This is a genomic window from Mongoliimonas terrestris, assembly GCF_001927285.1.
In the GTDB taxonomy this organism is placed as follows: Bacteria; Pseudomonadota; Alphaproteobacteria; order Rhizobiales; family Pleomorphomonadaceae; genus Chthonobacter; species Chthonobacter terrestris.
This window is the reverse complement of the sequence record NZ_MSIG01000011.1, coordinates 121,930-134,242: the sequence shown is the minus strand read 5'-3', so window position 1 is coordinate 134,242 and position 12,313 is coordinate 121,930. Positions and strand designations below refer to the sequence as shown.

Here is a 12,313-nt window from a genome sequence, read left to right as displayed (position 1 = left end):
GCGGGCCGCCGCCCCGATGGCTTCCAGGCGGTCGATCCGGACCCGGCCGCTCAAAGGCCGTAGCGGGCCCAGAGGGCGCGGATCTCGATCGCGGTGAGCGCCTCGTCCACCGAGAGGGCCGGGCCGGCGAGCGAGGCGCCGGCGAGCGACAGGCCGCCGGCGATGCCGGTCGGCCGGCGCCGGAAGAGGCCGCGGTCGGCCGCCACCAGGCGCGGCGTGGCGTGCTCGCCGAAGCGCGTCTTCAGGTCGGCGCGGATGTCGCCCGTGCGGTCGACGAGGCCGAGCGCCCGTCCCGCCTCCCCGGCCCAGAACAGGCCGGAGAAGAGGTCCTCGCTGACGGAGAGGGACGCGCCGCGGCGCTCCGTGACGAGGTCGATGAACATCTGGTGCACGTCCCGCTGGAGCGCCTTCAGGTGCTCCACATCCTCCAGGTTCTCCGGCTGGAAGGGATCGAGCGTCACCTTGCGGGTGCCGGAGGTGTAGACCCGCCGCTCGATGCCGTAGCGTTCGATGAAACGGTCGAGGCCGAAGCTGGCCGAGACGACGCCGATGGAGCCGACGATGGACGACGGGTCGGCGACGATCTCGTCGGCCGCGCAGGCGATCATGTAGCCGCCGGACGCCGCCACGTCCTCCACATAGGCGATGACGGTCTTGTTCTTCTCCACCGCGAGCTGGCGAATGCGCTTGTAGATGAGGTGGGACTGCACCGGCGAGCCGCCCGGCGAGTTGATGGAGAGCGCAACGGCCGGCGCGCGCTTGATCGAGAAGGCGCGCTCCAGGGCCGCGGACACGGCGGGAAGGGAGAGGCCCGGCCGGAACGGCGTGCCCATGCCGATGGCGCCGGCGAGCCGGACGACGGGGATGACCGGACCCTTGGCGCGGAACCTTGCGGGCAACAGGGACTTCAGCGGCTCGAACAAGACATGCGCTCCCGGGGTGGGCGACAGGAAGGAGAAGGCGGACCGACAAGCGGTGGCCACCGGACAGATATGGCCGCCTGGGGCCGGTTCGGCAATCGGGCGGGGCCTTGAGCGCTCACCCCCACCAGGGAACGGTGAGGTCGGCACCGCGAAGGACGGCGTCGGCGGCGTCGGTCCAGGTCTCGCCCGGGCCGTGCAGCACAAAGGGCGGCAGCAGGCGGAGCGGCGCCCGGCCCTGGGGGCGGCCCTTCAGGATGACGCGGCTTGCCGCCGCCGTCGCCCGCGGGTGCACCGGCAGGACGGCGAGCGAGCCGAAGCGCCCGCCGACCGCGGCGAGAAGGCGCGGCAGCTCGTCGGCGCGAAAGATCACCGTGAGGGTGCCGCGCGGGTCGAGGAGGCGGGCGGCGGCGCGGAACCAGAGCGCCAGATCGTCGGGCTCCAGCGCATGGGCGCCGGCGCGGGCGAGCGACGGCGACGGGCGCATGCGGTCGCGCGGGTGGAAGGGCGGGTTCATGATCACGTGGGCGGCGCCGTGCCGGACGAGCCCGAGGGCGTCGTGGGCGGCGGCGGGGGCGGTGACGTCCGCCTCGACGACGCGCACACGGTCGGCGACGGCGGCCCGGTTCTCCGCCGCGTTCTCCCGGGCGAGCGCGGCGGCGGCGGGGTCGATCTCCACCAGCACCACGTCCGCCGCCGGGCAGCGGGCGGCGACGGAGAGGCCGGCGACGCCGGCACCGGCGCCGAGATCGATCACAGTGCCGCGGGTGTCCGATCCGAGCGCAGCGGCCAGGAGCACCGCGTCGAGGCCGGCCCGGTGGCCGCCGTCGGCAGGCTGGGCGATGGTCAGGCGACGATCGAGAAAGCCGTCACGGGTGCGGGCGTCGGGCGCGGACACCGGTCAGCCCCCCGGCGCGGACCGGAGCTCGGCCCCGAGACCGGCGTCGACCATCAGGCGGCGCGCCGCGTCGGCCCGATCGGAATCCACCAGGATGCGGCGGGGGAAGATGCCGATGGAGCCGTCCACGGCGCTGATCGCCTGGTCGGCGACCAGATGGTCGATGCCGCTGTCGCGCAGAAGCGCCTCCACGAAGGAGATCAGCACGAGGTCGTTGGTCCGTATCAGTTCTTCCATGTCTCTCCTCGTGCGGCGGCCGGGCCACCTGTCCTCCTCAACAGGTCGTGCGGCGAAAGGCGGTTGGCAAGTGGACGATGGGCGTGCGAAAGGAGAGCCGTCCGAAGCTTGCCGGGGGGCGCCCGCCTCCCTATGCTTCCGCGCACATCGAAGACGGGTCGGGAGACGAGAGCGTGAGTGTGGTGGCATCCATGGGCCGGCAGATCAGGGGTTCGGGGGCGGAGCCGTCGCTCGCGCCGCTGCTCGGCCTCGTCAGCGCCGACATGGACCGCGTCAACGCCCTGATTCTCGACATGGCCGGCTCGAACGCCGAGATGATCCCCGAGATCGCCCGGCACCTGATCGATTCCGGCGGCAAGCGCCTGCGCCCGCTGCTGACCCTCGCCGCCGCCCAGGCGTTCGGCTACGCGGGCGACGGGCATGTGAAGCTCGCCGCCTCGGTGGAGTTCATGCACACGGCGACGCTCCTCCACGACGACGTGGTGGACGAGAGCGAGATGCGCCGGGGCAAGCTCTCCGCCCGCATGCTGTGGGGCAACCAGGCGAGCGTGCTCGTCGGCGACTACCTGCTCGGCCAGGCCTTCCGCATGATGGTGGAGGTCGGCTCGCTCGACGCGCTGCGGGTGCTGGCCGACGCCGCGGCGGTGATCGCCGAGGGCGAGGTGATGCAGCTCGCCGCCGCCAAGAACATCGGTACCGAGGAAGCCGCCTATCTGCGCGTGATCAACGCCAAGACGGCCGCGCTCTTCGCCGCCGCCTGCGAGGTGGGACCGATCATCGCGGACGCCGGGGCGGAGATGCGGGCGGCCTATTCGGCCTACGGCAGCGCGCTCGGCCTCGCCTTCCAGCTGGTCGACGACGCGCTCGACTATGGCGGCTCGTCCCTGACGCTCGGCAAACGGGTCGGCGACGACTTCCGCGAGGGCAAGGTGACCTTGCCGGTGGTGCTCGCCCTTCGGGCGGCGGACGCCCGCGAGCGGGCCTTCTGGAAGCGCACCATCGAGGACGGGGCGATCGAGGACGGGGATCTGGACCGGGCGATCGAACTCCTGCGCGCCCACGGCGCCATCGCCGAGACGGTGCGCCGGGCCAAGGCCTATGGCGAGGAGGCCGTGAAGGCGCTCGCCGACACGCCGGCCGGCCCGCACCGGGACGCGCTTCTCGACGTGGTGGCCTTCTGCGTCAGCCGGGTGAGCTGACGCATCAGGTCCGCCGACGTCAGGCGAGCACCTTCAACTCCTCGAAATGGTTCATGTCGGCGAAGCGGCAGAAGGCCGGCGGCGCCAGCGTGATGACGGGCGCCGTCGCGCGGATGTCCTCGAGGTATCCGCCAAGGGCGTCGGCCACGGCAGCGAGGTCGTCGTCCGGGATCCAGTCGAGCATGTAGGCGAAGGTGATGTGGAAGCGGTAGCTGTCGTGGTCGGGATGGCGGTAGCCGAACACGTCGGCGAACGCGTCGCGCCAAGCCTTCAGGACGGCCGCGTCGTCCGGCCCGTGGCCGGAGAGCGTGAGGCCGGTCGGCGCCACCTCGTCCACCTTGATCCGGAACGGGCCGCAGCCGCGGAAGCCGTCGAGCCGGGCCAGCATGGCGTCGGTCATCGCCGGGATGGGCGTGTCGAGGTCGAGGTCGGGCGGCCAGTAGCCGGGCTTGCGCCGGTACTCGATGATGCCCTGGAACACCGTCATGTGCAGGCTCGACACCGGCGTGAAGGCGAGGAGATCGGCGCGCGGCATGGATCGCATGCGGTTGCGCAGCGCGATGATGGCGGCGCTCTCCGGGGCGTCCGGCAGCAGGTGGCAAACGACCGTGTTCCCCGGCTCCGGCAGGAAGGTGCCGCGCCGGTCGTAGCGGGTGCCGAGGTGGCGCGGCGGCTGCGGCTGGGTCGTGCGGGCGAACGGCATCAGGAGCGGCGGGACGGACGTCGGCATGGCGACTCGCGATCGGTGGATGAGGCGTTGCCGCGAGCCTAGCGGTGGAGCATGTCGCTGATGCGAAGGCGGGATCAGGTCGAGGGGATCGCCGCACCCGCCGCATCCTTGGATCGCGAAAGCCCGACCTGTCGGGACTTGACGCCCTCTGTGTCAGGCCTCGCCGTCGAGCGCGGCGGTGCGGACCCACCAGCCGGGCCGGGCCTCGGCGAGCAGCGGCACCGAAGCGGCGGCGATCTCCGGGCTGTCGAAGAGGGCGAAACAGGTGGCACCGGATCCGGACATGCGGGCGAGGCGCGCGCCCGGCAGGTCCGTCAGCCGCGCGAGCACGTCGGCGATCACCGGCGCGACCGAGATCGCGGCCGGCTCCAGGTCGTTGCGGGCGCCTGCCAGGAGGTCGAGGAGGCCGGCCCGGTCCGTCGGGATGACGGCCGGAAGGGGCGGGTTGTCCCGGTGGGTCAACGCGCGGAACACCGCCGGGGTGGAGACGGCGGCGCCCGGATTGGCGAGGAGGATGCCGAAGCGCGGGAGGCGGCCGACAGGGGTCAGCCGCTCGCCGATCCCCTCGGCCCGGAGCGGCCGGGAGGCGAGGCACATGGGCACGTCCGCTCCGAGGCCTGCCGCGACGGCGGTCACCGCCGGGCCGTTCGGGTCCACATCCCAGAGGGCCGAGAGGAGCCGGAGGACGGCCGCCGCGTCCGCGGATCCGCCGCCGAGACCGGCCGCGACCGGGAGGTGCTTCTCCAACGCGAATGCCACGTCACCGGGGGGTCGCGACAGGGCCAGTGCCAGGCTCTCCGCCGCGCGGGTCACCAGGTTGTGGTCCGGATCGGTGTCGGCGAGCGCCTGGGCGTTCGGACCGGTGACCACCAGCGTGCCGGGCTCTCCGTCCGGGCGAAGGGACACGACGTCGCCGATCGCCGGAAAGGCCACCAGCGTGTCGAGCAGGTGGTAGCCGTCCTGCCGGCGGCCGACCACGTGCAGCGCGAGGTTCACCTTCGCGCGTGCCAGTTCGCTGTCCGCCATCGGATCGGCCGCAGGCTCAGTTCTTGATTGGCGGGGTGGCGACCGATCCGGCGTCCGCGGCGGTCGGATGGTCCGGCGGCGGCAGGCCCTGCTCCAGCTTCTTCAGGATCTTGGCGAGGTCCGCCGGCTCCGGCTTGCGGTCGCGGGCGTGGCTCCACTGGAAGCGGGCCTCCAGCTTGCGGCCCACGTGCCAGTAGGCGTCGCCCAGGTGGTCGTTGATCACCGGATCCTCCGGCTTCAGGTCGACCGCCCGCTCCAGCTGCACCACGGCATCCTCGTAACGGCCGAGCTTGAAGTAGACCCAGCCGAGACTGTCCACGATATAGCCGTCGGTCGGCTCCAGTTCGACGGCCTTTTCGATCATGCCGAGCGCCTCGTCGTAGTTCAGGCCCCGGTCCACCCAGGAATAGCCCAGGTAGTTGAGCACCAGCGGCTGGTCCGGCGAGAGGGTCAGCGCCTGCTTGAAGTCGGCCTCGGCCTTGTCCCACTGGTTGGTGCGCTCGTAGGCGATGCCCCGGTAGTAGTAGAGCGACCAGTGCTGCGGCAGCGGCGTCTTCAGGCTGTCGATGCCGCTCGTGTAGGCGTCGGCGGCCTCGGCGAACATCTTGCGGACGCGGAGCACGTTGCCTAGGGCGGTCACCGCCTCCAGGTCGCTCGGGTCGTCCTCCACCAGCTTGGAGAGGTGCGCGCGGGCCTCGTCCACCTTGTCGAGGGCGTTGTAGTCGAAGCCGACCTGAATCTCGGCGTTGCGCTTCAGCGGCGAGCGCGGGGAGATCTCGGAGAGGACCGCGATCGCCTGCTCGAACTGCTTGGCGCGCTCGAAGATCTCGGCGAGCGAGATGCGGGCGAGGTCGGCGCTCGGATCCAGGTGAAGCGCCAACTGCAGGTAGATGGCGGCGAACTCGTCGGTGTCGTTGCGGGCGATGGCGGCGCCGAGGCCGGCCAGGATTTCCGCCGCGCCGGCGAGCGGCGTCGCGATCAGGGGCTTCGGCGTGCCGTTGCCGGCGATGTCGTCGCGGGTGGCAACAAGGAGCGGGTGGCCGGGCGCGCGGCCCTCGGCCTCGGCCAGGATGGCCTTCGCCTCCTCGGGCTTGCCGGCGCGGGCGAGCGCGCGGACGAAGGCTTCGGTGACGCGCACGGCGCCCGGATCGATTTCGTAGGCCTTGCCGAGGCGCTTCACCGCCTCGGTGGTCCGGCCGGTCATGTCGGCGATGAGGCCGCCGTGGTAGTTCTTGAAGAAGGCGTACCACTCCTCGCCGTCGAGCTTGTCGAGCCGCTTCAGCGCCTTGTCGGGGCTGTTGGCGGCCGCTTCGGCCCAGGCGGACAGCACCTCCACGGTGAGGCCGGCGAGCGGACCGGCGTTCGCGCGCTTCAGCGTCTCGATCGCAACGCTGTACTGCTTGTCGCGGAGCGCCTCCACGCCGAGGGCGAGACCGGCGATGCGGTTGCCGCGATCGAGCTGCTCCAGGCGCCGGCCGAGGTCCATGGCGGTGTCGGTGTCGCCGGCGGCGAGCGACAGCACGAAGGTGCGCTCCAGGAGGAAGGTGTCCTCCGGATCGCTGGCGAGCGCCTCGGCGAAGAAGCGGGCGGACGCGCCGAGATCCTGCTGCTGGCCGGCGAAGCGGGCCGCCAGGTAGTTGCCCGACAGGGTTTCGGCGGTGGGCGGGACCGAGAGCGTGTCCACGCTGGCCGCGCCCGTTGCCAACGAGAGGGCAAGCACCGCGGCGACCACCGAGGCAGCGCGGCGTGTCCGCGCGGCGGAATGGGGTCGGGTCTTCGTCATCGCTCGCTCCACGTTCGGCCGGCGCCGGGCGCCGAATGCCGCAAATCAGAGCCGGAGAATGAGGGCAAAGGCATGGCGAGCACAAGGCCGGGAGTTTGCGGGCGGCGGCGGGCCGGTCCGAACGCCGGCGCGCGGACGGGAAAGCTCTTGAGACTGTTCGCCCGACGTGCCCAAGATGCGGTCGCGGAGGCTGGGGGCGGCACCCGCGCGATCCAATCATCCGCTCCATATTTTTGACGCGATGGATTCCCTGATCGTCGTCCTGGTGCTTCTGATCCTCGCCCTGGTGGGCGGCAGCCTGCTCGGCTGGGTGGCCTTCGGGCGCACGAACGAGCTTCGACGGCGTCTCGACGACGCAGAGACCGCCATTCGCACCCTGCAAGCGGCGCTGACGGCCCGGGCGGGAGAGGTGGCAAGCGAGGGGGCGCCTGCGGTTGGCGCGGCGCCCACTCCGACCACCAGCAGCCCAGCCCTTGAGGTTTCGGCCGTTGCGGGGCCGCAGGCGGAGGCCGCGCCGGAGAGCGCGGCGGCGGACGCTCCGGCCGACACCGCGGGGGTCATCGACGCCGACGGGGCGACGGGCACCGCCGGCGCGCCCCCTGCCCCGCCCCGCCGTCGCAGCCTGGAGGAATCCATCGGCACCCGCTGGGCGGTGTGGGTCGGCGGCGTGGCGCTGGCGCTCGGCGGCGTCTTCCTGGTGCGCTACTCCATCGAGGCGGGGTTGATCGGACCCGCCGCGCGCATCCTCCTCGGCCTCGCCTTCGCGGCGCTGCTGCTCGGCGCCGGGGAATGGCTGCGCCGGCGGGAGGACGCGGAGCCAGCCACGGACGCCCGCGCCGCCTACGTGCCGGGCGTGCTCACCGCCGCCGGCACCGTCTCGGCCTTCGCGGCGATCTACGCGGCCTATGCGCTCTACGGGTTCCTGGGCGACGCGGCGGCCTTCGTGGCGCTCGGGGCCGTTGCAGTCGCGACGCTCTTCCTCGCGCTCCTGCACGGACCGGGGCTCGCGGGCCTGGGGTTGGCGGCGGGCTATGGAAGCCCCCTCCTCGTGTCCTCCGATGCACCGGCCTACGGGCCGCTCGTCCTCTATCTCCTGGTGCTGACGGTCGCGACGCTCGTGGTGGCGCGGCTGCGGAGCTGGCGCTGGCTTGCCGTGACGGCGGTCATCGGCCAGGGCGCCTGGGCGCTCCTGATGACGGCCGGGTCCGTGAACCCGGGCTTCGACGGCCCGGTGGTCGGTTTCCACATCGCCCTCTCGGTGCTCCTTGCGGTCGGCACCTTCGCGGCGTCCATCCACCCGCGCGATCCGGGCCGGCCGGCGCCGCACGACCGGGTCGGCGCGCTGATGCCGGCCGCGTTCGCCCTGCCGGTGCTCGCCCACGTGGCGGGCTTCGGCGACACGGCGACAGGCGCTGCGCTGGTGTTCGGCCTCGGGGCAGTGCTCGCCGTGACGGCCTACGAATGGCCGGCGGTCCGGCTGACGGCGCTCGGGACCATCCTGACCGTGGTGATCGGCCTCGGCGGTCTCGCCGTGCCGGACCTTCGCCCGGCGCTGGAGAGCGGCCTCGCGGATGGCCTGCCGGCGGTGGATGCGGGGCGGCTGATCGGCGCGGCGGTGCTGGCGGGCTTGCTCTTCGGCGCGCTCGGGCTCGGCGGCGTCGCCGGATCGGCGGCGCGGGTGCCGCTCGCGGCGGTCGGCACGCTGGTGCCGCTGGGCGCCGGAATCGTCGCCTATCTGAGGATCGCCGAGTTCACCACCAGCCTGCCCTTCGGGGCGGCGGCGCTGGCGCTCGCCGCCTATTTCGCCGCCGCGACCGATGCGATCGCCCGCCGGCTCGACGCCCGCGGGTTCGGGGTGGACGGGGCGGTGGCGACCTATTCGGTCGCCACCGTGGCGGCGCTCGCCTGCGGCTTCACGGCGCTCCTGGAAAAGGGGTTCCTGACCGTCGCGCTCGCCCTCATGGTGCCGGCGATCGCCTGGGTGGAGGCGGCCCGGCCGGTGGCGGGGCTTCGGGCGGTGGCGGTGGCCGTCGCCGTGCTGGTGGCCGGGCGGTTCGCCGTCGACCCGGAAGTGGTCGGCACGGCGGTCGGCACCACGCCGGTGTTCAACTGGCTGCTCTACGGCTACGGCGTGCCGGCGCTCGCCTTTTCGGCGGCGGCGTGGCGGTTCGGCCGGACGCGGCAGGACGCCTTCGTGCCGCTGATCGAAGGGTTCGCGGTGACCTTCACCACGCTCACCCTGGTGATGGTGATCCACCACGCCATGACGGGCGGCGACATCACGGCGCCGGTGTCGGGCCTTGCGGAGCAGAGCCTCCTGACGATGTCGCTGCTCGCCGTGTCGCTCGGCATGCAATGGCTCGGCGTCCGCCGGCCGGGGCCGGTGTTCGCCGTCGGGCCGCTGGTGGTGGGCGCGATCGGCCTGTTGCTCGCGGGCTTCGGCCTCCTGATCGCCGAGAATCCGCTGACGACCGGGGAGCCGGTGGACGGCGGCGCCTTCTCCGGGCTTCTGGTGCTCGGCTACGTGCTGCCGGCGCTTCTTGCCGTCGCCGTGGCGGCGCTCGCCCGCCGCCGGGCGGACCAGCCGCGCTGGTATGCGATGATCGCCGGCTGGCTTGCCGGGGCGCTGCTCTTCATGTGGGTGACGCTCGCCGTGCGGGCGGCCTTCCACACGGGCGATCTCGCCGTCGGGACGGTGGATGAGGGCGAGCTCTACGCCTATTCGGCGGTCTGGCTGCTGTTCGGGCTGGTGACGATCGGGGTCGGCCTCGTCACCCGCGCCCGCGCCATCCGGGCGGTCGCGGCGGCGCTGATCGCTGCCGTGGTGGTGAAGGTTTTCCTGGTGGACACCGCCGGGCTCGGCGGGGCGCTCCGCGCCGCGTCCTTCATGGGGACGGGCGCGGTGCTGATCCTGATCGGTTTCGGCTACCAGCGGCTGGTGCGCCGGTTCGGGCCGCCGGCCTGACGCCGGGCGAGCCGGTCAGCCGACGGTGATGACGACCCGGCCGCGCACCTTGCCGTCGGCGATGGCGCGGGCGGTGTCGATGGCATCGTCGAGGCCGACGGTGGCGGTCATGGCGGCGAGCTTGCCCCGGTCGATCTCGGCGGCGAGCCGGCCCCAGGCGGCTTCGCGCTTGGCCCGCGGCACGCTGACCGAGTTGATGCCGAGGAGCGAGACGCCGCGGAGGATGAAGGGCGCCACGCTCGACGGCAGGTCCATGCCGCCCGCGTTGCCGCAGGCCGCAATGGCGCCCTCGGCCTTGGTCATGGCGAGCACGTTGGCGAGCGTGGTGGAGCCGACCGAATCGACGCCCGCCGCCCAGCGCTCCTTGGCGAGCGGCTTGGCGGGGCCGGAGAGTTCGGCGCGCTCCACGATCTCCGCGGCGCCGAGGCCCTTCAGGTAGTCCGCCTCCTCGGGCCGGCCGGTGGTGGCGATCACGTGCCAGCCGGCGCGGGCGAGCAGCATGACGGCGACCGAGCCGACGCCGCCGGCCGCGCCGGTGACCACCGCCGGACCGTCGGCCGGGGCGAGGCCGTGCGCCTCGAGCGCCATCAGCGACAGCATGGCCGTGTAGCCGGCGGTGCCGATGGCCATGCAGTCGGCGGGGGCGAGGCCATCGGGGCGCTTGATCAGCCAGTCGCCCTTGACGCGGGCGACCTCGGCCCAGCCGCCGAGGTGCACCTCGCCGACGCCCCAGCCGTTGAGGATGACGCTGTCGCCGGGCGCGAAGGCCGGATCGGCGGAGGCGATGACCTCGCCGACGAAGTCGATGCCCGGCACCATGGGCCAGCGGCGGACCACCGGCAGCTTGCCGGTGACGGCGAGACCGTCCTTGTAGTTCACCGTCGAGTGGCTGACGCGGACGGTGACGTCGCCCTCCATCAGGTCGGCCTCGCCGAGGCGCGTCAGCGCCACGCTCTGGCGCTTCTCCTCGTCGCGGCTCACCACGATTGCCCGGAAATCGCTCATCTGCCTCTCCCCTTTGTCCCGCGTGCCCGCCCTTCGCTCCGTTTCCCTCTAGCACGGCCGACCGGTTCGCACGCCTCCGACTTTGGCACCGAGCGGCCGCGATTAACGGCCCGTTTAGGTTAATCCGCGATAACCCGGGAAAGAGGAGACGAAGAGCGGAACCGGCCTCGCCGGTGCCCGCGCCGGTTCGGAAGGACGTGGTCCCGTCATGCGTCGTCGTCAACGGATCGAGGCCCGCACCAGCGCGGCCGCCTATGGAAACGCAGGCCTGAAGGCTGGCACCCCGGTGGAGCGCCCCTTCGGCGCGGCCCGGCGCACCGCCATCAGCGTCGTCGGGGGCGTGGGCCTCACGGTCTTCTCCGCGAGCACCGTCGCCCAGCAGGACGCCGCCAGCCTGATGATCCAGGCGATCGACCCGGCCATTCGCTGGACCCTGCCCGTGCCGCCCGGCCCCGGCGGCATCACGGAAGTGACCGCGCACTCGCTTGCGGAGGTCGGCGCCGGCGCGGCCGCCGTCGTCACCGCCGGACCGAACGGCGAACGCATCGTGGTGGAGAGCGCCGGGCCGATCCGGGGGTACGCGCTCGACCCCACGCTGTTCGTGCCCGACGAGGATCGGATCGACCGGAGCTGGAAGGGCGACCTGCCGGCCACCTTCACGGCGCCGACGCGCTTTCGCGGCTTCTCGGCCGGATCGCTGATGGACGAGCACAGCCGCCTTGCCCCGCCGCCCGCCGGCCAGCCGGTGACCGTGGCCTTCTCGGCCGGGTCGGCTCCCTTGTCGGCGCTCGCCGTCGGGCGCTTCATCGAGCCGCGGCACACGACGACGATGGTGGCGGACCTCTCGCCGGCACCGATCCCCGTGTCGCGGCCGGACCAGACGCGGCTGGTCGCCTCGCACTATCCTGTCCGCCCGCTCGACGCGGCGGCCAGCGCCACCGCAGAGGTGGTGGTGGCCGCCTACGCGCCGGACCTCTCGGTGGTGGGCCAGGACATGTTCGACGCGCTGTTCGCCCTCCCCCGGGAGAAGCCGGATGCCCCGCGGGTGCCGCTCGGGGCCCGCGACCACTGGTGGGGCGCCCTCCCCTTGCCGGGCACGGCCTTTTCGGCCGCCGAGGAGACCTGCCTTGCCGAGGCCATCTATTTCGAGGCGAGAGGCGAACCGGTGAAGGGCCAGGAGGCGGTGGCGCAGGTGGTGCTGAACCGGGTGCGCAACCCCGCCTATCCGAACAAGATCTGCGACGTGGTCTACCAGAACGAAGGCCGGCGCGACGCCTGCCAGTTCTCCTTCGCGTGCGACGGCATCAAGGACGTGGTGCGCCCCGGCCGGGCCTGGAATGTCGCCAAGCGGATCGCCCGCGACATGCTGCACGGCGGCCTCTGGCTGCCGGAGGTGGGCACGGCGACGCACTATCACGCCACCTATGTGCGGCCGAACTGGGCCTCGGTCTTCCGCAAGCAGCTGAAGGTCGGCCGGCACGTGTTCTACCAGACCATCCATGGCGGCTGGAGCTGAGCGCCGTCCCCCGTGACATTCGCGCCCGAACCGG

10 protein-coding genes are annotated in these 12,313 nt (G+C 72.8%); 3 read left to right on the top strand and 7 right to left on the bottom strand.

The annotated features are described in order from the left end of the window. Positions 1–50: 50 nt before the first annotated feature. The 3 genes from BUQ68_RS16225 to BUQ68_RS16215 form a co-directional block, all read right to left on the bottom strand. Positions 51–923, bottom strand: a complete 873-nt coding sequence (locus BUQ68_RS16225) for a S49 family peptidase (protein WP_245293282.1) — start codon at positions 921–923, stop codon at positions 51–53. A gap of 115 nt (positions 924–1,038) precedes the next feature. After that, positions 1,039–1,818, bottom strand: coding sequence for a tRNA1(Val) (adenine(37)-N6)-methyltransferase (locus BUQ68_RS16220; protein ID WP_075217043.1), 780 nt, complete (start codon positions 1,816–1,818; stop codon positions 1,039–1,041). Between the two features lie 3 nt (positions 1,819–1,821). Further along, on the bottom strand, positions 1,822–2,055 hold the full coding sequence (locus tag BUQ68_RS16215) for a putative signal transducing protein (RefSeq protein WP_075217042.1): 234 nt from the start codon (positions 2,053–2,055) through the stop codon (positions 1,822–1,824). 191 nt (positions 2,056–2,246) lie between these two features. Between BUQ68_RS16215 and BUQ68_RS16210 the strand changes: the two genes are divergently transcribed. Further along, entirely contained in the window at positions 2,247–3,254 is a 1,008-nt protein-coding gene (locus tag BUQ68_RS16210) for a polyprenyl synthetase family protein (protein WP_075217041.1), read from the top strand. 19 nt (positions 3,255–3,273) lie between these two features. Here BUQ68_RS16210 and BUQ68_RS16205 read toward each other — a convergent pair whose 3' ends face one another. From BUQ68_RS16205 to BUQ68_RS16195, 3 genes are all read right to left on the bottom strand, one after another. Next, positions 3,274–3,984, bottom strand: coding sequence for a DUF1868 domain-containing protein (locus BUQ68_RS16205; RefSeq protein ID WP_075217040.1), 711 nt, complete (start codon positions 3,982–3,984; stop codon positions 3,274–3,276). Between the two features lie 153 nt (positions 3,985–4,137). Beyond that, the gene (locus BUQ68_RS16200) at positions 4,138–5,010 is read right to left on the bottom strand and encodes a 4-(cytidine 5'-diphospho)-2-C-methyl-D-erythritol kinase (protein ID WP_075217039.1); all 873 of its coding nucleotides are present in this window, start codon (positions 5,008–5,010) and stop codon (positions 4,138–4,140) included. Between the two features lie 16 nt (positions 5,011–5,026). Next, positions 5,027–6,793 carry a tetratricopeptide repeat protein gene (locus BUQ68_RS16195; RefSeq protein WP_075217038.1) on the bottom strand — a complete coding sequence of 589 codons (1,767 nt, stop codon included), beginning with the start codon at positions 6,791–6,793 and terminating at the stop codon, positions 5,027–5,029. Between the two features lie 241 nt (positions 6,794–7,034). Here BUQ68_RS16195 and BUQ68_RS16190 point away from each other — a divergent pair, with 241 nt between their 5' ends. After that, entirely contained in the window at positions 7,035–9,758 is a 2,724-nt protein-coding gene (locus tag BUQ68_RS16190) for a DUF2339 domain-containing protein (protein WP_075217037.1), read from the top strand. A 15-nt stretch (positions 9,759–9,773) separates the two neighbouring features. Here the strand turns inward: BUQ68_RS16190 and acuI are convergent, their stop codons facing one another. Further along, positions 9,774–10,763, bottom strand: a complete 990-nt coding sequence (gene acuI / locus BUQ68_RS16185) for an acrylyl-CoA reductase (NADPH) (protein WP_075217036.1) — start codon at positions 10,761–10,763, stop codon at positions 9,774–9,776. 208 nt (positions 10,764–10,971) lie between these two features. On the opposite strand from acuI, the gene BUQ68_RS16180 reads away from it, so the two are divergent. Further along, the gene (locus BUQ68_RS16180) at positions 10,972–12,279 is read left to right on the top strand and encodes a cell wall hydrolase (protein WP_075217035.1); all 1,308 of its coding nucleotides are present in this window, start codon (positions 10,972–10,974) and stop codon (positions 12,277–12,279) included. The last annotated feature ends 34 nt before the right edge of the window (positions 12,280–12,313 follow it).